Source organism: Acinetobacter sp. BIGb0102, from assembly GCF_003815055.1.
Lineage (GTDB): Bacteria > Pseudomonadota > Gammaproteobacteria > Pseudomonadales > Moraxellaceae > Acinetobacter > Acinetobacter vivianii.
Genome location: NZ_RKQE01000010.1, coordinates 125,809 through 152,029, shown reverse-complemented (window position 1 = coordinate 152,029; position 26,221 = coordinate 125,809). Strand labels below are relative to the sequence as shown.

Here is a 26,221-nt window from a genome sequence, read left to right as displayed (position 1 = left end):
GCTTTTTTATTCTAAAATTTGCACTTTTATTTTATGCCTCCCTCTTTATGAATCAACTTCGTACAGGAGATATCATTGCTTTAGGTTTTATGACCTTTGCGTTATTTATTGGCGCAGGCAATATTATCTTTCCTCCTATCGTTGCTCAGCAGGCTGGTGAACATGTTTGGCTTGCCGCTTTCGGTTTCTTAATCACCGCAGTTGGTTTACCTGTTATTACGATCATGGCTTTATCTCGCATGAAAGGCTCGATCGAAACCATTAGTTCTCCGCTTGGCCGTTTCTTTAGCCTACTGCTCACCATTGCTTGCTACTTAACTGTAGGGCCGCTATTCGCGACTCCGCGTACAGCAACCGTTTCTTATGAAATTGGCTTTGCTCCTTATTTTGGTACCTCAGGTAGTAGCCTCTTTATCTATAGTATTGTTTATTTTGCTTTTGTTACTGCGGTTTCATTGTACCCAAATAAATTGCTCGACACTGTAGGTCATGTACTTGCACCTTTAAAAATTATTGCACTGGCAATTTTAGGTATTGCAGCTTTTGCTATTCCAACAGGTCTTATCTCGCCTGCGGTGAATAACTATGTAAGTAGTCCGGTTTCTGAAGGTTTCGTCAGTGGTTACCTCACCATGGATACCTTGGGTGCTTTGGTATTCGGTATTGTGATTATTCAAGCGATTCAATCTCGTGGCGTTACAGATACCAAACTCATTACCAAATACGCGATTATCGCAAGCTTAATTGCTGGTGTTGGACTTACCCTTGTCTATGTCAGCTTATTTAAACTTGGTTTAGGTAGTCACGAAGTTGCACCTGATGCAGCCAATGGTGCGATTATCCTCCATGCTTATGTACAGCATGCATTTGGTGATTATGGTTCTTACTTCCTCACCTGTCTGATTTTCCTTGCATGTATGGTTACTGCGATTGGACTGACCTGTGCTTGTGCAGAATATTTCAATGAATTAACAGGTTTATCTTATAAATTACTTGTTTTCATTCTTACTGGCTTCTCGTTATTAATTTCCAATCTGGGTTTAACCAAGCTAATTGCATTCTCTGTACCTGTACTCAGTGCAATTTATCCGCCAGCAATTGTTGTGATCATGCTCAGCTTTTTCTGGAAACGCTGGAATAATCCTTCGATCGTGGTAGGTTCAGTAACAGCCGTAGCTTTCCTTTTTGGTATTGTTGAAGCGATTAAAGCCGCAGGTTTTACAGCACAACTCCCAACCTTTATTCAGCATTTACCTTTAAATGAACAAAACCTTGCATGGTTACTCCCATCATTGGTTGTTCTGGTGATTGCAATTGTGGTTGACCGAGCTTTAGCTCAGAAGAAGTAAAATGATTTGTCGTTAAAGTGATGTTTTACCCAAACATGATTTTAGCTATGCAGAAAATGTCCTTTTATCCAATGATCATTTTTTGTTTACGACAAATCTTTCTTTTTTATCCGTTAAAAACCGCGTAAAATCACACTGTTTTCTATCCTTTTGTGATACTCGATATTTCTAAAATAAGCGCTATAACCCATTTTATATAGCTGTCATAAATATTTCATAATGTAAAAATATTGACCAATATTTAACTAAAAAATACTATAAATTAATATAAAAAATACTATAAAGTTATATAAATCAGTACATTCCAAAATTTATTTTCAAAATACCCCTTTTTGCTATTGAAATGCTCAGAAAATAGCAGTACAACTTAAAAAACAATTCAGACAAAAACGCATGGTTTTGTCGTCACAACAAGGAGGGATGGAGATGTTATCAATACATTTCAACAAGCAAGTCTTCATTAACGCTCTGAAGGCGAATGATACAATAGTATATGCAACGACAACGCTGGCCTTAATGGTAACGTTGCTGTTTCAAGGCACAATTAAAGGTAATTTAAAACCCGAATATTTTGCATATGCATTGATTGTCTCTGTTGCCTTTTGTATGTGGGCGATCGTCGATCGAAAGTTTCGACAGTTAAGCGCAGCACGCCAAAAAAATTCTCTAGGGAGAATGGATGAGTAATCATCCATTTTTTTTAATTTAAAAACTGAGCAATTGTTCCGAATAACAACACTGTTGTAGCGCCTAACTCGACGATAATTAAACTGAGCATCATCAATGTCATACACCATGCAGGCAAATTTAACCGCCCTACTTTATGCGGTTGCTTAAATTGATTGGTCGTATCTTTTAATAAGCCATGCAGTATATACATTAAGATCGACATCGCAAAAAAGAATAAATTAGCAATCACACAGAATAAAACGATCTCATCCGATAAAACCGTAAAATAGCTTAATACAGCTAAAATCAGACTTGCTGGCGCATAAAGCAGACTACTCCGATGCGCGATATCTACATAATAATGTGCTCTCGCCAGCTCAGATTGTCTAATTTGATAATACTTCCAAACACCTGTAAGCATCCCCACCCATAGAAAAATCCCACTAAATACAATTGCAAATTGTGTTGCTGTATTTAAAACATACATCTTATTTCCCTATATCCTAATTTCTTATAGGCGCCTATATTACATAAAATTTGACTTTTAAGTCATTTTTTAATCAGGTTTCTTTTTGGAACTTATGTAAAGTATAAAGATAAATACATAAGAGTGTTTTCTCCATGAATAGCGTTGAATCTTTTTGGATCAGTTGTAAAGATGGCTATCAACTTGCTGCCCAGTTCTACCCGATAGAACATTCTGATAAGCCCTATCCAGTTTTGATCTGCCCAGCAACGGGAATTACCAAAAACTTTTATCATGCATTCGCCGAATGGCTGAACCAGCAAGGTTATCAAGTACTGAGTTTTGATTTTCGAGGAATTGGAGAATCACTACATGGTCCACTAAAAGACTCCACAGCAAGCATTAATGACTGGGGAGTTTATGATATTCCTGCTGCGATAGAAGCATTGTTGAATCGTACCCAAGCAGAGAAAATCATTATCGTAGGTCATAGTGCTGGCGGACAGTTGCTTGGTATTGCATCAAATTATCACAAGGTTGCAAAAGTATTAGCTATTGCTGGCTCAACGGGCCACGTAAAAGGACTCAAAGGTAAAACCAAAGTTCTAGCACCGCTCATGTTCAATGTCATTTTTCCTGTTTCTAGCTTTTTTAAAGGTTATGGCGCGACCCAATTCATCGGAATGGGTGAAAATCTGCCAAAGAATGTTGCACGACAATGGGCAGAGTTTTGTAGCAAACCTGGTTATGTAATGAATGCCATAGGAAAAAGTATCTTTGAAGATTATCATCAGCAAATTCAATGCCCTATCACGTCATTCTGGGCAACAGATGATGAAATTGCCACGCATACCAATGTTAAAGATTTGCTTCGTTTATATCCGAATGCAGAAACAAAGTTAATTGAACTGAATCCGCAACAGCTTGGTTATAAGCAAATTGGACATATGCTGATGTTCAAGAAATCTCATCAGAAAATCTGGCCAATATTAGAAAATGAATTACGGATTTGACCATGACCAGATAAAAAGCGAACACAACAACCAGTTTACTTTTGCGCATCTAAACCTGTAATCCTGTTTAGGTGCGTTTTTTTATGGGATCTATCATCTTAAATAATGTCATTTAACCGACTACACACTCGATTTTTTAGAAAATTAATAGAAAAGTGTGACAAAGAATGTATTTATTCATCTTTTTAAAAAAAATTGATGTGCTATATTTTAACCAATTGATCAAGACAAACTCATGTATTCGCTATTTATTTAAGCGTTATTTATTTTATAAATATATTGATTTTATATATTTATGACATTTTAGACAGAAATTTTTATAAAAATGTCACGTCAAAATTCGTATTTTTTTTCTACAATACGAGTATTCTATAAACAAGCAGCAATGCGAAACTATAGAACTCCCTTTAGGGTTAGACGACTGGATAGTTCATCTTTAATAGCTGATTTATGTGAATTTTATGATGACTTCTCTATTCAGAACAAAGATAATTTAAAGATTATCTTTAGGCAAAGATGTTAAAAATGGGATGTTAAAAAAATCAGGAAAAGGATTTTTGTTAACAGGCAAATTGTAGACATTTCATGGAATCTAAGAGCTAAATTGGATTAGCTCCTTGTGCAAGCATAGGAAATAAGTAATGCCAAAAAAATATGCGCGTTTTTTACCTACAGCCGATTCATTTAATCTGGAAGACTTCCCTTTTTACTGGATTTCTCAAGTAAATGCTCAGTATGTCCAAAACATCGACAATGTGTTGAAAAAGTACGGTCTAGACAATTCACGTCGTCGTATTTTGATTGCCCTGCACGTCAAACCGCATGCCAGCGTATCCGAACTTTCCGAGATGGTCATTTCAAAAATGTCGACCACCACCAAGATCGTTTATCGCCTGAAAGATGAAGGGTATATTGACACCTACTCATGTAAGGAAGATGGACGTATCACTCGTGTTTATCTTACTGAAAAAGGTCAAGAAATGATTACCAAGATCAATGACCTGACTGCAGTCATACTAGAACAATCTTTTGACGGTTTAACACCACTGCAAATTGAAAAGACCATGGAAATTCTGCGTCATATGTTTAAAAATCTTGCACGTTAATGTAATGATAAAAGATAAAAAAGGCTTCCATCATGAAGCCTTTTTTATTTGAAAAATTAAAAATCAAACATATTTAACTGCGGTGTCACTTTCTCAATTTTTGCTTTGGGAACATGTAGACACTCAAACTCTTCCACAGGGAAACCCTTCATAAAATCATAAAGCTGATGGGGCTGTTTTAAGCTTAACCATTCATCTAAACGCTCATGAGGAATCACTACTACAGATCGTTTGACATCGCCTGGTTCATGAAAATCCTTCATCATCGGGTGGTCTATGGCATCCATCGTTAGCATGGTGGCTGAGCGGATCACCTGATCATTTAGCTTTCTGATCTCATATAACGCCGCAATGAAGAAAGCCTTTCCATCTTTACGGCGTACTGCCCAGCGTTGCGGTTTATTATCAATGTACTTACTTTCATAAAACTCAGTGACTGGAATGACGCCAAACTTACATTTGGAAGCAGCCTCCAGAAAACTCGGCTTTTGAAACAGTGTTTCATGTCGGGCGTTATAGGTATGCTTGGAAATATTAATATCTTCCGACCATTTCGGCACTAAACCAAATAGCACATTACGCCACTCAAACCCTTGTTCTGATTTAAACAACAAAGGTGTTTTATAGCTTGGATAAACCTCTTCTACATATTCAAATGGAATCGGAGGCAAACCAAGCTGCTTCGCTTGTTCGTCTGTCAGTGGTTTAAAGTTGGCACACATAGTTCGTTCAGTATTCACCTTCGAAAATAAAGTTAAAAAAAGGAGGTATCAACCCTCCTCTTTCTATTCAGCCAATATTAGCCAAATAATTTTTTCATTTTTGCACTTAAACCATGAATAAAGCGGTGCTTGGCATTGGCTTTATCACTGGTTAAAAAGTTAATCTGGATTGATTGACGTTGTCCTTCATAAGGAACATAACCATGCCAGCCGTTATCGGTAACTTTAAAAGCAACCAATGTACCCGGGCCAGCATCGATCTCTGCAACATAGTCATCCATGTTCTTTTCATCATTTAAGATACGTAGACGACCTGTAGGCGCATCCCAAGATTCATTTAAATAAATCAGGATGGTCAAAAGTTTGGTTTTTGAATCCGAGTGGATACGACCATCTTTTTGACGTGAATAACCACGTAAAGTGATCATCATCGGATGTTCCATCACATCCACATCAAATTTTTCAGTTAAAATCTGACGAAATTCTTTGGTATCTAATGATTTTAAGAAGCGATCAAAATTAGGCTTAATCTCAACATCTTCAATGTTATAGCTTCCACCTTGCTCAATCTTTGGAAAATCCTGAATCACAGCTTTCACTTCGCTGTCTACAATTGAATTTTCCACCACAAAGTAAGGATATGGCGAAGTTGAAACTTGCGCCTGTTTTAAAGCATCTAATTTTAAAATTTGTGACATCGCTATGATTCGGCTAAATGATCAAACTGTAATAATTATAACAAATATTTCGGTGCTAATCTGTTTTATCCTGTTTTTAAAGATTCAATGCTTAGCTCAATAACAATGAAGAAACCTTATTTTTCCAACTCGTAGAAATAAAAAAAGCCTCCGAAGAGGCTTTTTATTCAGATGAAATTAATCACCTGTATAACCTTTTAATTTTAAACGCGCTGCGTGTAGCAATGGCTCTGTATAGCCAGATGGCTGCTCTGCACCTTTGAAGATCAAGTCAGAAGCAGCTTGGAACGCAATACCATCAAAGTTAGGTGCCATTGGCGTATAAAGTGGATCATTAGCATTTTGCTGATCAACAATTACAGCCATACGCTTAAGCACTTCTTCAACCTGTTCACGCGTTACGATACCGTGACGCAGCCAGTTTGCAACGTGTTGAGATGAAATACGTAATGTTGCACGGTCTTCCATTAAACCAACGTTGTTGATATCTGGCACTTTAGAACAACCAACACCTAAATCTACCCAACGAACTACATAACCTAAGATACCTTGACAGTTATTTTCAAGTTCATTGTTTAACTCTTCCGCAGTCCAGTTTGTTTCTGGTGCAAACGGCGGTGTTAACAAGTCATCTAAAGACAACATGTTTTCAGCAGCCAACTCATCTTGGCGCGCTTTTACATTGATCTGATGGTAATGCAAGGCATGAAGTACAGCACCTGTTGGAGATGGAACCCATGCACAAGATGCACCCGCGTTTGGATGAGCTGTCTTGGTTGCCAACATATCTTTCATGCTGTCTGGTTTTGGCCACATGCCTTTACCAATTTGCGCTTTCCCTTGTAAACCACATGCCAAACCAATGGCAACGTTACGGTTTTCGTAAGCAGCAATCCATTTTTGTGTTTTAACCGCTTCTTTACGAACAACGGGTGCAGCTTCCATAGACGTATGAATTTCATCACCTGTACGATCCATAAAACCAGTATTGATGAAGATCGTACGATCTTTTGCAGCAGCAATACAGTTCTTCAAGTTTACAGAGGTACGGCGTTCTTCATCCATAATCCCGATTTTGAGCGATTTTGCAGGTAAACCAATCGCTTGTTCAGCACGTTCAAACAATTCAACGGCAAACGCAACTTCTTCTGGGCCATGCATTTTTGGCTTAACGATATACATTGAACCTTTACGAGAGTTTTTATTCTCGTTTTGACCACGGATATCAGCAACTGTAAGTAATGGCGTCACTAATGCATCCATGATGCCTTCAAATACTTCTTCACCATCGACAAGGATCGCAGGGTTCGTCATTAAATGCCCAACATTACGAAGCAACATCAATGAACGACCATGTAAAGTAGTTGTACCACCAATAAGGTTTTGTACAGTACGATCTTTATTCAAAGCACGGGTAATGGTTTTACCATTTTTCTCGATTGACTCTTGTAAGTCACCTTTCATCAAGCCTAACCAGTTACGGTAGCCTTCAACTTTCTCTTCTGCATCAACCGCAGCAACCGAGTCTTCCAAATCCTGAATCGTGGTTACAGCAGCTTCAAGTGTTAAATCTTTTACACCCGCCGCATCAGTTTTACCCACTGGGCTATTCGCATCGATCTCAATGATCACGTGCAAGCCATTATTTAATAATACGATTTCTGCAGGAGCCGCAGCATCGCCATTAAAGCCAACAAATTGAGATGGATGAGCCAAATCAGTGGTTGAACCATCTTTTAAAGTCACAGCCAAAGCGTTGTTTACAACTGCATATTTGGTTGCATCTGCATGTGAACCCTGTGCCAATGGGAAAGTTTGATTCAAGAAGTCTTTAGCAAAAGCGATAACCTTGTCACCACGAACTGGGTTATAACCCTTACCTTTCTCTGCACCACCTTCTTCAGAGATGACATCTGTACCGTAAAGCGCGTCATATAAAGAACCCCAACGTGCATTGGCTGCGTTTAGGCAGTAACGTGCATTACGTACAGGTACAACCAATTGAGGGCCTGCAAGTAAAGCAATTTCTTCATCTACATTTTCAGTGCTTACTTTAAAGTCTGCAACTTCTGGTACCAGATAACCAATCTCGGTTAAGAATGCTTTATAAGCATTAAGTTCAAATTTATTATTACGGTGCCATTCATCAATCTTCGCTTGAAGATCATCACGCTTAGCCAATAATGCCTTGTTCTTTGGGCTAAGGTCGACAACGACTTGCTCGAAGTTTTTCCAGTAAGTTTCACTCTCTAAACCAGTCCCTGGTAAAGCTTCATTTTCGATGAAATCATAAAGTTCTTTAGCAATCGCTAGCTTGCCTTTTTGAATACGTACAGTCATTGTCTTTCCTGATGGTGCTAACTTTTTATAACAAGAATTCTAGTATACTGATTTATACTAGCCTGAATAGTAATATCACATTCCTAAATAGTAAGCATTTTCCCCATTAGAAGTATTGACAAACAAGATTTTTTATATTTATCAAAATATCAAATGTCGATGCTTTTCTTTCTAGTTCTGCAACATACTCCCTTTTCAAACTCATCTAGTTATAACAAAAATCAGTCAGGAATAAAGCCTTATCAATGTAAGTTTATAAAAAAAGCATTCAGAAGAATGCCTTTTTGATTTATGAAGTTTGTGCGACCTGAATCTGTCGATGCTCGGAATGTAGATAATCATCCGATTGCATTTCCAATAAACGTGAACGCGTCCGTTCAATTTCAAATGCCAGTTTCTCACCCTCATACAGATCAATGATTGAATCTTCAGAGGTAAGAATCAGTTTTACACCACGGTCATAGAATTCATCGACCAGATAAATAAAACGGCGTGTTCCTTCTGACAAGAAATCTGTCAAATGCGGAACATTACTCACCAGCACGGTATTGTAAATGTTGGCAATTTCAATAAAGTCGGCTGGACTACGCGGTTTAAAACATAATTCAGAGAATTCGCACCACAATACATCTTCAGTATGGCCTAACGTCTCTACCACACGATTATTGATCATGATTGGAGAGTTAGATTGCGCCTGTGTTTGAGTCAAGGCTTTAAAACGACCAGATAACCAAGCTTGGGCATCATCCGTCAATGGATACTTGAATAATTGTGCTTGTTTCAAAACACGTAAACGATAATCCACACCGGCATCTACGTTTAAAACGACACAGTTTTTCTTGACCAGCTCAATGGTTGGCAAGAATCGGTCACGATGAATCCCGTTCTTATACAAACCATCTGGTGCAATATTTGACGTTGCAACCAGCGTAATGCCACGCTCAAATAACTTCTGGAACAAATCGCTCAGGATCATTGCATCTGTAACGTTCGATACGAAAAATTCGTCAAAGCAAATTACAACAGCATCTTTATAAATCTGATCCGCAACCAAATCTAAAGGATTGCGTTGACCTGAAAGCTTATTCAACTCTTTGTGGACATGTTGCATAAAGTGATGGAAATGCATACGCATTTTACGGCGGAATGGAACAGATTCGTAAAACTGATCCATCAGCCACGTCTTGCCACGGCCTACACCACCCCACATATAAACGCCTTTCGGATAGGTTTGACGACGGAAACGTCGAAACGCCTTCTTAGAAGCCTTATAGCGAGTGAGTAACTCTTTCCATACTCGGTCTAACTCTCGCACAGCCTGAGCTTGTGCTTCATCTGGCATGAATTGTCCTGACTCAAGTGCTTGAGTATAACGCTCAGCAGGTGACGTTGGGATAAATGCAGTGCTATGTGAGTCTGGTTTAGAATTTGACATAAGGTGTTATTGCAATTTTAATTGGTGAAAATTATATCGAACATTCCGTTCAATGACATTAGATTTTAGGCTTAATTATCATAGAGTTTAAACATCATAATGTACCATTTTTAATCATTTAATGATTGCGGTTATATTGTCTTGGACTCAATCCAAACCATCTTTTAAAGGCATGATTGAACGCTGCCGGTTCAGAATAACCCAACATTTCAGCCACCTGTTCAATCGAATATGAACTGTTTTCGATGAACTTTATGGCCTTCTGCTGGATCAGCTTTTCACGAATTTCTTTATAGCTGGTCTGCATTTGCTGCAATTGGTGCCTTAAAGTTCGCTCAGGAATATGCAAAGCACAGGCCGTTTCTGCCATGGTCGGAATGACCCCATTTTGCATTTCCAGATAATCCTTAACATATTCGACCACGGTCAATTTTAGACTGGCACTTTTTTCTAGATTTTGAATATCCGCTAGGCATTTTTCTTCATAAATGCGATAGGTCAATACATCAGCAGATGGGATCTTAATGTTGAGTATTTGAGTATTTTCTAATATGAAAGCAGCCTCTCTACATCCAAATTTGACATCTATTCCATAATAATCCTGATAGGCTGCAAGCAAATTTAAGTCTTTCGGGCGGGTAAATGGCAATTCAATCCGAATATTAGGAATCTCTAATCCCATCATTTTGAAAATATCTTGTAAGAACTTATACGTACCTGAAATTTCGCATTGTGCTCGCAATTGACCTAAATGCGTATTCAGATCAACAGGCTGATAGAACAAATGAATAAAATCTTCTTTAATTTCGAGATGTAAAGAACCAAATAAATGAGTCAACTGCTGAAATTGCACACCATTCAACAAAGCCTTATGGAGAGTTTCACTAGTGACCAATAACATCAGAAATGGACCATAACCTGCCAGCGCATAATGTTGCCCGATGAACAGACCTTGTTCAGGTGAAATATCCTGACTAATATGTTGCAAGATATCCCATTCGATCTCATCAGGAATAATTGAAGCTGGATCTAAAGCATCGGCTTGTATACCCATATTTGCTAAACGTGCATCCACATCAATGCCGACATGACGCATGCCTTGAATCAAATACATCAATCCGAGGATAGATCTCTTCATAGTTCCTAATACAGTTCTCAAAACTTTAATGTTTTACTATAAAAGCCTGAGCAAATGAATTGCCGAAATGGTCAAGTTTTACGTCGGTACAATCATATTTAATCTCGTTAAAACCATTAAACTTGCATAAAATTTAGCTGTGCAGGATATACGCTATGCGTGATGTAACCAAAAATGCGATTCAAAAAACAAAAGTGGCAATTATTGGTGCAGGTTTTGGTGGTTTAGCAATGGCCATTCGCCTGTTACAAAGTCAGATCCATGATTTTGTAATTCTAGAAAAAACCAATGACGTCGGTGGCACGTGGCGTGAAAACCAATATCCAGGCGCAGCATGTGATGTGCAGTCGCATATGTACTCCCTTTCATTTGCGCCGAAAACCGATTGGTCAAAACGTTATGCAGAAGCAGATGAGATCTTTACCTATATTCAAGACATCACTGAACAATACAAATTAAAAGACTATTGCAAATTCGGACATGAAGTAACCAAAGCCGAGTTTGATGAAAACCGCAATATCTGGACATTGGACTTTAAAGACCAAGCCACTCTTGAAGCACAATTTGTGATTTTTGCTTCTGGCCCGCTACATGTTCCACAAATCCCTCATGTCAAAGGAATTGAGAACTTTAAGGGTAAAGTGTTCCATTCATCTCAATGGGATCACGATTATGATTTAACGGGTAAATCAGTTGCATCCATTGGTACAGGTGGTAGTGCTATTCAATACATTCCAGAAATTGCACCCGAAGTGAAGCAGCTCTATGTATTGCAACGTACCGCAGCTTGGGTGATTCCACGTGATGAACGCAAATACTCACAGCTCAGCAAAACACTGTTTAAAGCTTCAGACATCTATCGTCAAATTCATCGTACCCGTCTGTACTGGACCAATGAATCTCGTGTCGTGCCGATTGTACAGCCACAAATCATGAAATATGGTCAAAAACTGGCGGAAGCTTTTATTCGCTTTCAAGTAAAAGACAAGGCGCTGGCAAAAAAATTAACCCCTGACTTTGTGATGGGCTGTAAACGTATTCTGATTTCTAATAAATACTTCCCGACCTTTAACCGTGACAATGTTGAACTGGTGACGGATGCTATTCAGGAAATTACAGCGAATGGCATCATCACTAAAGATGGCAAAGAACGCCAAATTGATTGCCTGATTTATGGAACGGGCTTTATTACTGACCCACGTATTTACTTAAAACATTTCAATTGCATTGGTCGTAACGGTATTGAACTCAAACAAGCATGGAAAGATGGCGCGGAAAGCTATTATGGTATTAGCACCAAAAACTTCCCGAATTTGTTCCAGTTACTTGGGCCAAATACTATTCTTGGTCATAACTCTGTGATTTTCATGATCGAATCACAGGTGAACTACATTCTGCAATTGATTCAAACTGTCGATCAAACCAAGACTCAAGCTGTCGAAATCAAGCAGGATGTTCAAGATCAGTTCAATGAGCGTGTACAAGAGCAACTTAAAGGTACGGTCTGGCAAGCGGGAGGCTGTAGCAGTTGGTATCAGGCTGCTGATGGCAAAAACTTCTCACTATGGCCAACCTATACATGGAGATACTGGCTAGAGACACGCAAAGTAAACGTGGCTGATTATAATTTTATCAATAGCTCAACTGCTGCCAAATCCAATGCTGCATAAATAGCAAAATACAGTTAAAAAGCCCTTGAACTTCTCAGGGGCTTTTTTATTTCTGAATGATACAACGACTTATACCTCCTGCTTGCCCTCTCTTTATTCCTTTATCTTTTCCAATTTAAAGCCACATTTCTTTTTATAGGCAAAATTAAATAATTCATGCTAAGATTTTAACTACCTACCGTTAGGTAGTTAACCAATACCTGTCCGCTTTCTGCACTAGAGTTTACAAGATATGCAATCTGCTCCTCCAATTTCTAAAATCAGCTGGTCTTTGTTACTACTGCTCTCCTTATTTACCGCTTTAGATGCGCTGGCGATTGATATTTATTTACCTGCATTTCCACTTCTTGCAGAAAGCTTTGCAACCACACCTGGACAGGTTCAATTGACGCTCTCGGTCTTCTTGATTGGTCTTGCAATTGGTCAAGGGATTTACGGGCCTTTACTTGATCGTTTTGGACGCCGTAAACCTTTGCTAATCGGTATCGCGATCTTCATTTTAGGCTCATTACTGGCTGCAATCGCACCGTCGATTGAATGGTTACTGGCTGCCCGATTCTTACAAGCCATCGGTGCATCCGCGGGTTTAGTTGTACCCAGAGCGATTATTTCGGATGTATGTGATGCACAAAGTAGTGCCAAAAACTTTTCCATCCTGATGCAGGTGATGATGATCATTCCAATCATTGCCCCTTTATTTGGTAGCTTTATTCTTCGATTCGGATCATGGACGCTTATTTTCTATACGTTGGCTATACTTGGTACAATCTTATGGTTCTGGGGTAATTACGCTATACCCGAAACCTTAAAGCCTGAATATCGCCAGCCACTCCAACTCACCACAATCAAAACTAGCTATCAAACATTGAGCTTAAATAAAAGCTTTATGGCCTACACCCTTGCTGGTGGTTTTATCTTGGGTGCTTTCTTTGTTTACCTAAGCCAGTCTCCTTTTATTTTTATTCAGCATTATCATATTCATAATGAAACTTTTAGTACCTTATTCGCAGCCAATGCGATTGGACTAATCATTCTTGGACAAATTTCAATCCTGTTATTGAAACGCTGGTCTGCGCAACGCTTACTGGTACTTGGGATCTGTATATTTAGTGGGGCCAGCTTAATTCTGCTAATGAGTGTGTCTTTTTATGATTTAAGCTTGTGGCAATACATTGTTCTTTTGGGACTAAGTATCTGGTCTACAGGATTTATCTTTGGTAACGTCACCGCGCTTACCATGCAACAAAGCCCACAGCATTTAACGGGCGCAGCCTCATCATTCATGGGCTTACTCCAATATGCTTTTGCTTCACTGATTGGTTTTATTGTCAGCTTTATGGACGTTAATATCAGCCTGCTTCCTGCAAGTTTATTCATCTGTGGCAGTATCGCACTGGGCTTATCTATTTTTGCCGCCTCAGGACAACGGGCTCGCTTCCCTGTTGCAGAAGCTGAATAATAATATTCACACGCATCAGTACCTTTTAAATTGAGGTACTGATCAATACATTCAATGCTTTTAAGATGGCATTCAGACGAAGTCGGAACTTTTCTCGACCGCCATAGATCAATTCACTTTGCAATGCATCCACAAAACTCATGCATACCCGAGCAAGTGTCTGGGAATCGAGTTGATGCTGATTTTTAGCCACTTCAGAATTCTGAATGGCTTGCGAAAATAACTGTTCCAGATCAGCCATAAACACATGCATCGGCTCAATCACCTGATCATACAAATGCACGGGTGGACTGATCAAAGCATTCATCCAGAACTGAACCGCATAAGACTCATTAAAGCGCTGTTCAATACTGATAAAATAATCATGCAATTGTTGTTGTAGATGCTCCCCACCTTGCAAAATTGTTTTGGCATATCCCAGTTCTTCATCAATCATGATGGGAATCAGGCTAAGATAGAGTTCATCCTTATTTTTAAAATGTGCATAAATCGAAGGCTTTTTTATACCAACATCAGTCGCAATTTCATTTAATGACGTGGCGGCAAAGCCCTGTTTTGCAAAACGTTCCAATGCATATTTTTGAATCTTAGCTGCTGTCACAAATCATCTACCTCTTGTACTAATAAAAGTATATTTCACCTCATGCGATATTCATAGATGAATCAGCTCATTCAATCTACATCTTAAAAATAGAATAAAAATCTGGAAGATGCTCTGTTCAACTCTTTTCAGTTATTTCACCTCTAAACTTTGTTGATCAAATGATATATAAATCTACCCAACTATCAGATTTCCCTGCATAATAAATCAGCACTTTCAACGCTCTGATCGTATGACCTCTTTTGTTTTGATTTTCCAAATTTTTGTTTGTATTAGCTTAGGCTATTTTATAGCACCGCATTTATCTCAATCCCTAAAAAAATTTGTATTTAGAATTCTTCCTTATTTTTCTTATATTTTACTGGTCAGTGTTGCGTTTGAACTCACACAAGCACTCAACCATATTCCAAATCCAGCTGCAATCTTGCCACCAGCAGTACTCATTGCATTTACCACTTCGATTGGTTCTTTTTTCATTTGTTTAATGACGTATAAGCTGATTGATCGCCAAAGCGTGCAAGGGAAAATTTCACTCCACTTGTTTCTAAATGCACTGAAAAACATTGGAAAAGCCTTTCTGGCCTTAGCCGTGGGTATTGGCTTGGGTATGCTTATTCAAAAATTAGATCTGCATATTGCCTTTAATAGCTGGTATTTATTATTAATCTTTATTTTCTTGATTGGTGTTGAACTGGCCTTTACTCAATTCGATCGTAGCTGGTTAAGCTGGAAAATCTTATTGGTGCCTGTCGCAGCCTTTATTGGATCTTGTCTTGCAGCAATTGTTAACTATTTTATTCTATTAAATCATTACAGCCTGAATGAAGTCATGGCCCTAGCACAAGGTTATGGCTGGTATTCAATGTCTGGGATTTTATTTACCGAACTGCATTCGGCCAAACTGGGTGGCATTGCCTTATTAACCGATTTATTTAGGGAAATTTTTGCAATTTTATTGATGTATTGTCTAGGTTGGCGCTTTCCACGCTCGGCGATTTCCAGTGCGGGTGCTACGTCTATGGATGTAACGCTTGCGATGGTGAAACAGTCATGTGGCACACATTATGTCCCACATGCCATGATGAGTGGTTTGATTCTATCTCTCCTCGCACCACTCTTAATCAGCTTATTTCTCAGTATGAAGTTTTAAACTTCGACTTCATCAGATTGAAGCCAAAATTGATTTCAACATCTCAGTCGGTTTTTCCGCTTTAGTGATTGGACGACCAATTACTAAATGCGTTGAACCATCAAGCATAGCCTGTTTTGGAGTAACAATACGTTTTTGGTCATCTGCATTTGAACCCTCTGGACGAATACCTGGTGTCACCAATGCAAACTGTTGACCCAACATATCACGAAGGATCTTGGCTTCTTGTGCTGAACACACCACACCATCTAGCCCGCTTTCCTGAGTGAGTTTTGCTAAACGCTTCACATGTTCAACTGGCTCGATATCCAGACCAATATCACGCAAATCTTCACGTCCCATTGACGTTAATACAGTCACTGCAATCAACTGAGTTTGATAGTTGCCAGCCTTCAATCGTTCAACGCAAGTTTCCATCATCTTACGGCCGCCTGAAGCATGCACATTCACCATCCATACACCTAAGTCGGCAGCAGCACATACTGCTTGAGCGGTAGTGTTCGGGATATCATGGAACTTTAGATCAAGAAAAACTTCAAAACCTTTGTCTTGTAAGTTTTTCACAATTGATGGACCTTCATGAGTAAAAAGCTCTTTGCCAACTTTCACACGGCAAAGTGACGGATCAAGCTGATCAACAATTGTTAAGGCGTCATATTGGCTTTTTGCGTCTAGGGCAACAATAATACTCACGAATCTAGTTCCATCACATAAAAATCAGTTAATTATAAAGTGATTCACAGCATGAACAAAGCAAGAAAGCACCCATAATGCAAAAAAGCGTTTCGATCATACAGAAATAACCCTTATCTTTGCTCGGAAATAAGAATTGCTCTGGTATCGTCTTGCAAAGCCTCAAAGATATGAGGCTGATCGGCAGGATAACAAATGTAGTCCCCTTCATTCAGCAAAACTGGCTCGGAAATTAAGCCTACTCTGGCCTGACCTTTCATAATCACAATATGCTCAATACTGCCAATCGGATGCGGCTGACTGCAACGTGGTTCACCAGGCTGTGTGGTGAGCATATATACATCACGTCTGGCGCCAGTTGGACAATTGGCCAATAAAATAGCCTGATAATGGGCAATTTCAGAGGAAACAGATGGCCCTTCGCCAAAACGAATGATCTGAGTTTGTGCAATATTGCTTTCCATTAACTTTGCAAATGGAATATCTAAAGCCACACACAAGGCCCACAATGTTTCCAGACTAGGATTTCCTTGTGCTGCTTCTAATTGCGACAAGGTTGATTTGGCTATACCCGCCCGACGCGCAACTTCTGCCAATGACAGTCCTGCTTTTTGTCTCTCTCTTTGCAAACCCTTTGCAACAATTTCAATTGGCAATGCCATAAATCACCATAAAAAACGATTGTTCGTTTTGACGAACGATATAAAATTAATCTATTATATCGTACGGTCGTTTGATATAGAAAATAAAGATGCAAGATAAAGAACGCTATAACTTAATCAAAGCCATCATTCTCATCTCAGTCGCAACAGGAATTGTCGGGATTTCTCTTGGATCAGTTGCAGCCAGTTTTGACATGCCCATGTGGATTCCTCTCGCTCTTTCGTTAACTGTATTGGCAGGTGCAGCTGAATTTACTTTTATTGGCATGATTGCAACAGGAGCAAATCCTGTATTTGCCGCATTCACAGGCATACTCATCAATTTGCGTCATTTACCTTTTGGATTATCGGTCGCAACCTTTATTGAGAAAAATGTCTATCACTTTATTGCCTGTCACATCATGAATGATGAAAGTGTGATGTTCGGACTGAGTCAACAAGAAGCGCATTTGAAAAAATGGGCTTACTGGATGTGCGGCCTAGGCATCAGCATACTTTGGCCACTCGGTGTATTCATCGGTTATCTGCTGAGCAAAAATATTCCTGATATCTATGTCTTTGGTATTGATGCAGCATTCCCAGCCATTCTTTTTGCCTTGATTCTACCCATGCTCAAGAATAAAACCACACGAAATCGAGTATTTATGGGCACATCACTTTCCTTAGCTTCTATTCCTTTACTTCCAACAGGACTTCCTGTTTTAGTGTCTATGCTTGGTTTAATGATAGGCCGAAAAACAAAATGAAATACAGCGAAAGTTATATCTTCATCGGCATTGTTGTACTTGCTTTAGGGACGTACCTGATCCGTTATTCAGGCTTTTATCTGGCAAATCGCATTGAGATCAAAGAGCATCATAAACAATTATTGGCTGATTCTGCCTGTGTTCTGCTGTTCACCTTAGCGGTATTTAATACCCTTTTTACTGAAGCTCATTTTAGTGGCATCAGTAAAATTATTGGCGTTTCGGTTGCAATCATTTTTGCATGGAAAAAATATTCTCTTATTGTGGTGATTTTAGTCGCCATGCTCATTACCGCTATGTTGAGATATTTCGGTTTCCCATAAAAACAAAAAAGCTCTTTAATCCAATAAAGAGCTTTTAAGGGCCTTATACAATCATCAAGATTTTATAAGGCTGAAATATGAAATTTATAACGGAGTACGCGGCTGGCTTTCTGGGTTAATATCCAGAACCGTTTTCTCATGTCTTACACTCGCAGCAGCTTCTGCGGCAGCTTGCTGTGCAAGTTGAATTTGCTCTTTACGAAGATGATCAATATCTTTGCGCAATCTCTTAATTTCCCAACTGGTTTGGAAAACGCGGAAAACCTGTACGCCTAGAAGTAAACCAACAACAACACCCAAGACTAACGTCAATAAAAGTAATAACCCCAAACGCATCGCTGGAACTTGAGTAAATAACAAGTCTACTTGTAGCTCAGCCGGGTTTTGAAGTACCAAAGCAAGTGAATAACCAAAAATGGCAACGAGTAATGCAATTAAGACATAACGCATAAAGACCTCAATACTTATTCAGCAGATTCGTTTACTGCATCACGAAGTGCCTTACCAGGTTTAAAGTGTGGAACTGCTTTCGCTGCAACATCAACTGACTTACCTGTTTTAGGGTTACGGCCTAAACGTGGTTCACGGTGATGTAATGCAAAACTACCAAAACCACGAATCTCAATACGATCACCGCTTGATAGTGCTTCAATCATTTGATCAATCATGATCTTAACTGCATCTTCAACTAAAGGTTCAGCTAAGTGTGGGTTTTTAAGAGCAATCCGTTCAATTAAATCAGATTTATTAAGTGCTTCAGTAGTCATTGATGACCTCTTTAATTATCGCTACTTTCCAATGTTTTTAATAATAACCTGTTTAAATACAAAACGGTAGCGCAGTACATGATTACTACGCTACCGTTTACAGTATTTTTGTATAAAAAAGTACGTCTCTGTTACAAGAAACGTACTTTTTAACAAATTACTTCATTTGAGCTTTAATTAAGTCACCAATAGTCTTAGGACCATTGCTTTCTGCAGCTTGAGTTGCAGCAGCTTGGCGAGCATTGTTCACAGCTTCTTTCTCTTCAGCTTCGTCTTTCGCTTTGATAGACAAGTTGATAGAGCGAGATTTGCGATCAACGTTGATGATCTTAGCTTCAACTTCTTGACCAACTTCTAAGAATTTAGTCGCATCTTCAACGCGGTCACGGTTGATTTCAGAAGCTTTAAGTGTTGCTTCGATGTCATCAGCTAATTTAACTGTAGCACCTTTAGCATCAACAGCAGTTACAGTACCTTTAACTAAAGCACCGCGCTCATTCGCAGCCAAGAAGTCATTGAATGGATCGCTGTTTAATTGCTTGATACCAAGGCTGATACGGTTGCCTTCAGCGTCAACAGATAAGATAACTGCTTCAACTGTGTCACCTTTCTTGTAACGACGAATTGCTTCTTCGCCTTGTTCGTTCCAAGAGATATCAGACAAATGTACTAAACCGTCGATACCACCAGATAAACCGATGAAGATACCGAAGTCAGTGATTGACTTGATCGTACCAGAAACTTTTTCGCCTTTTTCATTTGCTTTAGCAAACTCTTCCCATGGGTTAGCACGAGTTTGTTTGATACCCAATGAAATACGACGACGTTCTTCGTCAACTTCAAGAACCATAACATCAACTTCGTCACCGATCTGAACAACTTTAGATGGGTGGATGTTTTTGTTTGTGTGGTCCATTTCTGAAACGTGTACTAAGCCTTCAACGCCTTCAGCGATTTCAGCGAAGCAACCGTAGTCAGTTAAGTTAGTTACACGTGCTTTAACGATAGAACCTTTAGGGTAACGGCTCATGATCGCTAACCATGGATCTTCGCCTAATTGCTTAAGACCTAAAGATACGCGGTTACGCTCGCGGTCAAACTTAAGTACTTTAACTGTAACTTCTTGACCAACTTCAACAACTTCTGAAGGGTGCTTGATACGTTTCCAAGCCATATCTGTGATATGTAGAAGACCATCAATACCGCCAAGATCAACGAACGCGCCGTAATCAGTAAGGTTCTTGATAGTACCTGTAACTGTTTGACCTTCTTCAAGTTGAGCAAGTAATGCTTCACGGTCAGCTGAAGATTCAGCTTCCATAACTGCACGACGAGATACAACAACGTTGTTACGTTTAGCATCAAGTTTGATTACTTTGAACTCTAATTCTTTACCTTCAAGGTGAGTTGTGTCACGGATAGGACGAGTGTCAACTAAAGAACCTGGTAAGAATGCACGTACAGGACCAATGTCAACAGTGAAACCGCCTTTAACCTTACCAGAGATAACACCAGTAACGATTTCGCCGTCTTCAAAGATTTTCTCAAGTTTAGTCCAAGTTTCAGCACGTTTCGCTTTTTCACGTGATAAAACTGTTTGACCCATACCGTTGTCAAGCGCTTCAACAACTACGTCAACAGTATCGCCAACTTGAACTTCAAGTTCACGTTGTTCATTTAAAAATTCAGCACGGTCAACAACGCCTTCAGATTTAAGGCCAGTGTCAACAGTAACCCAGTCAGAATCGATACTAACAACAGTACCTTGGATGACTGCACCCTTTTCAACGTTGAGGTTTAATTCACTTTCTTCAAAGAGGGCTGCAAAAGATTCGGTCATGATATACCTGATAAAGTCCGCGGTCTTGGATCAGACAAGGCCGGTTTAGTTAAGTTGTTACATTGTCCAAAAAATCTGATCAAGCAATGCTTCAACTGAAAATAAAAGGGTTTATCTATTGAATACGGCTATCGATATAGTCCACCATTAACTGAAACACTTCATTGATGCCTATTGTAGAACTATCAATGACATACGCGTCTTCAGCTGGCTTGAGCGGAGCAACAGTTCGCTCCATATCTCTTTTATCTCTAGCCTGTATGTTAGATAAAATGTCGCTTATTTTAGCATCAAGACCCATACCCTGCAACTGTTTTACTCTACGCTCTGCACGAGATTCAGCCGATGCAGTTAAATAAATCTTGGCTTGGGCTTCTGGAAAAATCGATGTCGCCATATCACGTCCGTCAGCAACCAGACCCGGTGCCTGAATAAATGCACGTTGACGTTCAAATAATGCTTTTCTTAATTCTGGGACAGTTGCCACTTTAGATGCATACTCACCGACCTGCTCTGTGCGAATGGTATTGGTGACATCAACACCTTCCAGAAAAACAAGTGTTGCGGCTTCTGTAGATTTAAATTCGATATCAAGCTGTGTAGCATACTCAACACACTGCTCTAGCTTGGTATGCAGCTGATCCAGTAAGCCATGTTGAAACAAAGACAGCCCAAGTAAACGATATAACGCACCAGAATCTAATAAATTAAAACCATAATGTGCGGCAATTTTTGCAGCCAATGTGCCCTTACCAGAACCACTTGGACCATCAATCGTAATAATATGAACTGTCATTCCCATCTCTTATGAAGCAACTGATTTGGCTAATTTTGAAAAACCTAGTGTAATCGCTGCTTTGAGTTGTGCAAGAACTAATTTACTTACAAAAGGTGCTTTTGCTGTAAATTCAATCTTATAAGTCACCAAAGTCACAAAAGGTGTGATTTCTTTAAAGTCAATTTGCCCCAAATGGTGTTTTACCAATGGGTTGTTGATCAACTTGTACTCAATTCGTTTATTCTCTTCCAGTAGCGTGATTTCTTCCTGAAGCGGTTTAATCGGACCAAATCCCATGCGGCGAATTGAACCAATCCCGTCAGGACGTTCTGGATCAGCAGAATCTTTCACACGAACCACCTGTAATGGTGCAAATGCCTTGTTATAGGTTGCGTGTTTTGACAACAAGTCAAAAACTTCAGAGATCGGTGCATTGAATTCTTTTTCTATCGTGATTGCATTACGCATAACTTCGCCTTTTGATTATATCCAAAAACATTGGAGGCTTAGTGTGCCATAACTCATGAGACATTTTTAATCATTTAAGGACGTTTTTGACGAACGGATTTTCTTCTTTTCACTTCTTCTTTGTTTGAAAAAATCGCTTAGCTGCAAGGAACATTGCGCTTGCAGACATCCTTGCTCAAAAACAAATTTATGATTGTAATAACCACTTTCGAGTAATTGTCTGGCGCTGACCAGAGAACCAGCTTTTGGCTCAGTCGTTGCAAAAACCACACGCCTCACCCGTGCATGCACTAAAGCCCCCACACACATGGTGCAAGGTTCAAGCGTAACATACAGTGTCGTATCTTCAGGTAAACGGTAGTTATTAAAAGACTGACACGCTGCACGTAAAGCCTGTATTTCTGCATGTGCAGTGGGATCTGAAAGTTTAATCGGTGCATTATATCCTGCACCAATGACCTGATCATCACTGACAAGAACGGCACCGACAGGAATTTCTCCCTGTGATGCCGCTAATGCAGCCTGCTCATAGGCAAGCTGCATCCAGTATTCATCATTATGTTTTTCTACAGTCATATCAGCTTAAGCAATCACGCCATAGTACTTCAACAACGCATTCCAGCTCTCGATATTGGTTACAGGTGCACAGTCACCCAAGATACCTTTAAGTGTTAACTGTTCTGTTGCTTTCCATTCAGGTGATAAGTCTTTATCAACCAGACGGGCACGCACACCTTCAACAAAATCAGGATGACGGATTTTCCATTCAGAAATTTGTGCTTCTAATGCAAAAACTTCATCCCACGCATGACCTTGTTTGCCCCATTGCCATAACAACCAAGTAATTGCTGCAGTGCTTGGTGAACCTTTTTGCAGGTTCTCACTTGCCTGACGTAACCAGTCACTACTTGCATCACTGAGGCCAATAATCGATTGATAGTCATATTCAAAGTTTTGCCCACGGCAAACGCTATGAATTACATCAATTGAGTTTTGCAAAGGCCCCGCAGCAACAGGACGATGTAAGCTATTCAAGGTGTCATCAATTGCACGGAAAGCACCCGCCGGATAATGATGCCAATCGACATTTAAAACCTTTTGCAGCACATTATCGCGTTGTGCTTCACAAATATGCGTTGCCCAACCTACGCTGAATGCACCCGCTGCGGTCATAATTGAGCCAGTTAAGCCAGTAAATAAACCGATTTGACCACGGTCAGCAAGGAAGCGGCTTGCGCCTACATCGGGATATAGACCAATATTGATTTCAGGCATTGCCAGACGCGAATATGGAGTAACCAAACGGAATGGTGCTGCCATAAACAAGCCTAAGCCACCACCCATTACATAGCCTTCGCCCCAGACAACGATCGGTTTTGCATAATTATGTAAGAGTAAATCAAGCGCATATTCTTGCTGGAAAAATTGATTTGCTGTTTCAACTTCTTTATTAATGACAAGCTGACGTAATTTACGGACATCTCCACCTGCACAGAATGCTTTTGGTGTCGTCGAATCGAACCAGATCGCCTTGACACTTTCATCTTCATGAAAATGCTCAAATACTTTAAGCAGAGCACTTACAATCGGCTCATCTAAAGCATGCAGTGATTTAGGGCGATTAAGACGAATGATTCGCCAACCATTTTTTGCATGCTCAATAACTAAATCAGGATGATAGCTATTTAAATCGGGAGAAGTCATTATGCGTCCAATTGCCAGTCTATAGGCTCAATGCCATGTTGTTTCAAATATTGATTAGTTTTAGAAAATACTTTACAGCCAAAAAAACCACCACGGTTTGCAGCGAGTGGTGACGGGTGAGCTGCCGTTAGAACAAGATGCTTGTTACGGTCGATACGTTGTCCTTTACGCTGTGCATAAGCACCCCATAAAATAAACACAACATGTTCGCGCTGTTCATTCAATACATCAATGACTGAATCGGTAAAGTCTTCCCATCCCTGTTTTTGATGTGAAGTTGGCTGTCCTGCCGCGACCGTAAGTACACTGTTGAGCAATAACACACCTTGTGCCGCCCATTTACTCAAGTCACCATGACGAGAAACAGGAACACCCAGATCAGTATTTAATTCGTGAAAAATATTACGCAAAGATGGCGGTAATGCAACCCCTCTTTGCACAGAAAAGCTTAAACCATTGGCCTGATTTGGACCATGATAAGGATCCTGCCCCAGAATCACGACCTTCACTGCATTTAATGGTGTGGTATTCAATGCATTAAAGATCTGCTTGCTTGGTGGATAGATGACTCTTTCTGCAAGTTTTTCTTGTTGTAAAAACTCACGCAAATTATCCATTTTAGGGCTCAGAAGAAACTCTGATAATGAGATTTTCCAAGACTCGTCCAACTGAACTTTATTAAGTTTGTCCTGTTGCTGTTCAGTAAGTTGCATCAACATTCCTTGAAATAAATTCTTTTATTTAAGTGAAGAATACTTAAATATTAACTTGTAACTCTACATTCGGATTCTGGAATTTTGTTCCTTTTTTCAGGTTTTCGTACATCTGAACGTCGCTCCATTCAGCCTGTACCTGTTCTGAAAAGACAATCTGTTCCAGATTCAATTCGCCCATTTGTGTATTTTCAATATCTTCCTGAAAACTCTGTGCATAGCCAGTATCTGTTTCATGCACAATCACTGAATACACTTCAACGTCCCCTTCACCATTCTGGGTAACAGTTGAATTTAACACTTGCTGAGCGAGATAGAAAAAGATACGCGAAAACTGTTCTGCCGATGGCGAAACGGGTAAGGAAATCCAGCGCGCACTGAATGTCTTACATGCATCAATATAAGCAGGGTCATCTTTCTGCCAAAAACAGATTGCATGATCGAAGCTATCATATAGCTCCTTAATAACGCCTTTGAGTAAGCCGAAATCATAGACCATTTGCCCATGATCCAGCTTTGACGCTTTTAATAATAATTCAACTTTATAACTATGCCCATGAATCGAACGCTTACAACGATCCGATGTACAGTTACGTACAATATGAGCATTCTCAAACTTAAACAATTTACGAATTAACATGCACCAAGCTAATCTTTATCTGCAAACGAATTTTATTATAAAGCAAAAAAACATGGATTGGGATTGATTTTAAACCTTGTCACCATTTGATTAACCAATCCAGAAATTTACTGGAAAGGTGAAAGACTTCTTGAATAAACAGTCACTTGCTTATCCTTACGTGCTAAAGAGCTGGTAAATTGACGTTTTCGTTCGCTTAAAACCACTTCAATTTGTGCAGTAAAATAGTTGGATTTACTATCCAGCAAATCAGCGGCATCAAATTTATTCTGTTCTTCTATCCCAGAAAATGCATTTAGCTGCCATAAATCATCAATATTATTGAAATAAGTCAAATTCGCCTGTTTTGCTTTTAGCTCTTGTTCAACCGCTTTTACATCGACTTTTGGATCAATACTGGCCAATAACAAGGCAGGTGCCGTATTCATGTTAACCTTCGTTTGCTCAGGTAATGCTGTGACATAGGGTTTAATCAAATCATAATTCTTACCCTCAAATCCTCTGACCAGTTTCAACTCTTCTACACTGTGGAATTTGGTATTTGGCGTTAGATAAGCAGGATCCAAACCCTGATAATAACTACTCTCGGCTCCCATTGGCCCTGTGGTTTCATCATCAACATCTTGCCAGTCAATTACGGCCTGACTTAACTCAGCAGGCAAACCTACCCGTTGTAGCAATTTTTCAAACCAGCGTTGCGCGGCTTCATCCACCTTTGTTCCATCGGCTTTCACCAGATTGTTAAGATTAAATTTTCCAGACTCATCAACCAAACGACCAGAAACATATCCATCATCTACAGGAAATGGCGGCATTGGTTTAGCCCAGTTTTCCTGTAAATGGTCAATACTTTCTCCATTATCGCTATCTTGTATCAGCAATTCCGAGAAAAATGCCTCTGCACTTTTTGCATAAAGTAGAGACTGGTTTTGACGCATTAAATAGCCCGTGTTTTCGGCAGTATTGGTTTGTCGCTTGGCAATGGTCGCCGCTAGAATGGTCGCCAAAGCTACCATTACCAGAATCGTTAATAGAGCGATGCCATGTTGAGATGAATGTTTTTTCATGACA

The 26,221-nt window shown here is 39.5% G+C and carries 28 protein-coding genes; 9 read left to right on the top strand and 19 right to left on the bottom strand.

Annotated elements, in window-relative coordinates; genetic code table 11:
* Positions 1-47 precede the first annotated feature (47 nt).
* Both brnQ and EC846_RS03520 read left to right on the top strand, forming a co-directional pair.
* Positions 48-1,349, top strand: coding sequence for a branched-chain amino acid transport system II carrier protein (gene brnQ / locus EC846_RS03525; protein WP_123774219.1), 1,302 nt, complete (start codon positions 48-50; stop codon positions 1,347-1,349).
* Positions 1,350-1,775: 426 nt separating this feature from the next.
* The gene (locus tag EC846_RS03520; protein ID WP_004772467.1) at positions 1,776-2,036 is read left to right on the top strand and encodes a hypothetical protein; all 261 of its coding nucleotides are present in this window, start codon (positions 1,776-1,778) and stop codon (positions 2,034-2,036) included.
* Positions 2,037-2,049: 13 nt separating this feature from the next.
* On the opposite strand, the gene EC846_RS03515 is transcribed toward EC846_RS03520, so the two are convergent.
* Positions 2,050-2,505, bottom strand: coding sequence for a hypothetical protein (locus tag EC846_RS03515; protein ID WP_005257874.1), 456 nt, complete (start codon positions 2,503-2,505; stop codon positions 2,050-2,052).
* A gap of 134 nt (positions 2,506-2,639) precedes the next feature.
* Here EC846_RS03515 and EC846_RS03510 point away from each other — a divergent pair, with 134 nt between their 5' ends.
* Both EC846_RS03510 and EC846_RS03505 read left to right on the top strand, forming a co-directional pair.
* Positions 2,640-3,497, top strand: coding sequence for an alpha/beta fold hydrolase (locus tag EC846_RS03510; RefSeq protein ID WP_123774218.1), 858 nt, complete (start codon positions 2,640-2,642; stop codon positions 3,495-3,497).
* Between the two features lie 641 nt (positions 3,498-4,138).
* The gene (locus EC846_RS03505) at positions 4,139-4,603 is read left to right on the top strand and encodes a MarR family winged helix-turn-helix transcriptional regulator (protein WP_004772470.1); all 465 of its coding nucleotides are present in this window, start codon (positions 4,139-4,141) and stop codon (positions 4,601-4,603) included.
* A 56-nt stretch (positions 4,604-4,659) separates the two neighbouring features.
* On the opposite strand, the gene EC846_RS03500 is transcribed toward EC846_RS03505, so the two are convergent.
* The 5 genes from EC846_RS03500 to EC846_RS03480 all read right to left on the bottom strand — a co-directional run bounded on the left by EC846_RS03500 (position 4,660) and on the right by EC846_RS03480 (position 10,936).
* Entirely contained in the window at positions 4,660-5,325 is a 666-nt protein-coding gene (locus EC846_RS03500; RefSeq protein ID WP_123774556.1) for an SOS response-associated peptidase, read from the bottom strand.
* A gap of 77 nt (positions 5,326-5,402) precedes the next feature.
* On the bottom strand, positions 5,403-6,023 hold the full coding sequence (locus tag EC846_RS03495) for a 2OG-Fe(II) oxygenase (RefSeq protein WP_004772473.1): 621 nt from the start codon (positions 6,021-6,023) through the stop codon (positions 5,403-5,405).
* Between the two features lie 177 nt (positions 6,024-6,200).
* Positions 6,201-8,363, bottom strand: a complete 2,163-nt coding sequence (locus tag EC846_RS03490; RefSeq protein WP_123774217.1) for a malate synthase G — start codon at positions 8,361-8,363, stop codon at positions 6,201-6,203.
* Between the two features lie 289 nt (positions 8,364-8,652).
* Positions 8,653-9,798, bottom strand: a complete 1,146-nt coding sequence (zapE, locus tag EC846_RS03485) for a cell division protein ZapE (RefSeq protein WP_004772477.1) — start codon at positions 9,796-9,798, stop codon at positions 8,653-8,655.
* Positions 9,799-9,916: 118 nt separating this feature from the next.
* The gene (locus EC846_RS03480) at positions 9,917-10,936 is read right to left on the bottom strand and encodes an AraC family transcriptional regulator (RefSeq protein ID WP_004772479.1); all 1,020 of its coding nucleotides are present in this window, start codon (positions 10,934-10,936) and stop codon (positions 9,917-9,919) included.
* Positions 10,937-11,091: 155 nt separating this feature from the next.
* On the opposite strand from EC846_RS03480, the gene EC846_RS03475 reads away from it, so the two are divergent.
* Both EC846_RS03475 and EC846_RS03470 read left to right on the top strand, forming a co-directional pair.
* Complete coding sequence (locus tag EC846_RS03475; RefSeq protein ID WP_123774216.1) at positions 11,092-12,606, top strand: flavin-containing monooxygenase; 1,515 nt, start codon at positions 11,092-11,094, stop codon at positions 12,604-12,606.
* Positions 12,607-12,838: 232 nt separating this feature from the next.
* A complete protein-coding gene (locus EC846_RS03470; RefSeq protein WP_123774215.1) occupies positions 12,839-14,065 on the top strand; it encodes a multidrug effflux MFS transporter in 1,227 nt (408 codons plus the stop codon).
* A gap of 25 nt (positions 14,066-14,090) precedes the next feature.
* Here the strand turns inward: EC846_RS03470 and EC846_RS03465 are convergent, their stop codons facing one another.
* The gene (locus EC846_RS03465) at positions 14,091-14,666 is read right to left on the bottom strand and encodes a TetR/AcrR family transcriptional regulator (RefSeq protein WP_123774214.1); all 576 of its coding nucleotides are present in this window, start codon (positions 14,664-14,666) and stop codon (positions 14,091-14,093) included.
* A 232-nt stretch (positions 14,667-14,898) separates the two neighbouring features.
* Between EC846_RS03465 and EC846_RS03460 the strand changes: the two genes are divergently transcribed.
* The gene (locus EC846_RS03460; protein WP_123774213.1) at positions 14,899-15,816 is read left to right on the top strand and encodes a lysine exporter LysO family protein; all 918 of its coding nucleotides are present in this window, start codon (positions 14,899-14,901) and stop codon (positions 15,814-15,816) included.
* Between the two features lie 12 nt (positions 15,817-15,828).
* Here EC846_RS03460 and pyrF read toward each other — a convergent pair whose 3' ends face one another.
* Together pyrF and EC846_RS03450 are read right to left on the bottom strand one after the other, a co-directional pair.
* Complete coding sequence (gene pyrF / locus EC846_RS03455; protein ID WP_123774212.1) at positions 15,829-16,509, bottom strand: orotidine-5'-phosphate decarboxylase; 681 nt, start codon at positions 16,507-16,509, stop codon at positions 15,829-15,831.
* Between the two features lie 113 nt (positions 16,510-16,622).
* The gene (locus tag EC846_RS03450; RefSeq protein WP_123774211.1) at positions 16,623-17,171 is read right to left on the bottom strand and encodes a helix-turn-helix domain-containing protein; all 549 of its coding nucleotides are present in this window, start codon (positions 17,169-17,171) and stop codon (positions 16,623-16,625) included.
* Between the two features lie 89 nt (positions 17,172-17,260).
* Between EC846_RS03450 and EC846_RS03445 the strand changes: the two genes are divergently transcribed.
* Complete coding sequence (locus tag EC846_RS03445) at positions 17,261-17,917, top strand: AzlC family ABC transporter permease (RefSeq protein ID WP_123774210.1); 657 nt, start codon at positions 17,261-17,263, stop codon at positions 17,915-17,917.
* Entirely contained in the window at positions 17,914-18,240 is a 327-nt protein-coding gene (locus EC846_RS03440; RefSeq protein WP_123774209.1) for an AzlD domain-containing protein, read from the top strand. The genes EC846_RS03445 and EC846_RS03440 overlap by 4 nt, the downstream gene beginning before the upstream one ends.
* Before the next feature lie 84 nt (positions 18,241-18,324).
* Here EC846_RS03440 and EC846_RS03435 read toward each other — a convergent pair whose 3' ends face one another.
* The 10 genes from EC846_RS03435 to gspK all read right to left on the bottom strand — a co-directional run bounded on the left by EC846_RS03435 (position 18,325) and on the right by gspK (position 26,217).
* Positions 18,325-18,690 carry a lipopolysaccharide assembly protein LapA domain-containing protein gene (locus tag EC846_RS03435; protein WP_004772496.1) on the bottom strand — a complete coding sequence of 122 codons (366 nt, stop codon included), beginning with the start codon at positions 18,688-18,690 and terminating at the stop codon, positions 18,325-18,327.
* A gap of 14 nt (positions 18,691-18,704) precedes the next feature.
* Positions 18,705-19,007: an integration host factor subunit beta gene (locus EC846_RS03430; RefSeq protein ID WP_004653854.1), complete on the bottom strand. Its 303-nt coding sequence runs from the start codon at positions 19,005-19,007 to the stop codon at positions 18,705-18,707.
* 157 nt (positions 19,008-19,164) lie between these two features.
* The gene (rpsA, locus tag EC846_RS03425) at positions 19,165-20,847 is read right to left on the bottom strand and encodes a 30S ribosomal protein S1 (protein WP_004772497.1); all 1,683 of its coding nucleotides are present in this window, start codon (positions 20,845-20,847) and stop codon (positions 19,165-19,167) included.
* Between the two features lie 115 nt (positions 20,848-20,962).
* Positions 20,963-21,643, bottom strand: coding sequence for a (d)CMP kinase (gene cmk, locus EC846_RS03420; RefSeq protein WP_123774208.1), 681 nt, complete (start codon positions 21,641-21,643; stop codon positions 20,963-20,965).
* Between the two features lie 9 nt (positions 21,644-21,652).
* Positions 21,653-22,093, bottom strand: a complete 441-nt coding sequence (locus EC846_RS03415; RefSeq protein ID WP_004772501.1) for an SRPBCC family protein — start codon at positions 22,091-22,093, stop codon at positions 21,653-21,655.
* A gap of 66 nt (positions 22,094-22,159) precedes the next feature.
* On the bottom strand, positions 22,160-22,669 hold the full coding sequence (gene tadA / locus EC846_RS03410) for a tRNA adenosine(34) deaminase TadA (protein WP_123774207.1): 510 nt from the start codon (positions 22,667-22,669) through the stop codon (positions 22,160-22,162).
* A 6-nt stretch (positions 22,670-22,675) separates the two neighbouring features.
* Complete coding sequence (locus EC846_RS03405) at positions 22,676-23,800, bottom strand: enoyl-CoA hydratase/isomerase family protein (RefSeq protein WP_171409981.1); 1,125 nt, start codon at positions 23,798-23,800, stop codon at positions 22,676-22,678.
* Positions 23,797-24,510, bottom strand: a complete 714-nt coding sequence (gene ung, locus EC846_RS03400; RefSeq protein ID WP_123774205.1) for a uracil-DNA glycosylase — start codon at positions 24,508-24,510, stop codon at positions 23,797-23,799. The genes EC846_RS03405 and ung overlap by 4 nt, the downstream gene beginning before the upstream one ends.
* Positions 24,511-24,553: 43 nt before the next feature.
* Entirely contained in the window at positions 24,554-25,150 is a 597-nt protein-coding gene (locus EC846_RS03395) for a 6-pyruvoyl trahydropterin synthase family protein (RefSeq protein WP_123774204.1), read from the bottom strand.
* 107 nt (positions 25,151-25,257) lie between these two features.
* A complete protein-coding gene (gspK, locus tag EC846_RS03390) occupies positions 25,258-26,217 on the bottom strand; it encodes a type II secretion system minor pseudopilin GspK (RefSeq protein WP_123774203.1) in 960 nt (319 codons plus the stop codon).
* Positions 26,218-26,221: the final 4 nt, after the last annotated feature.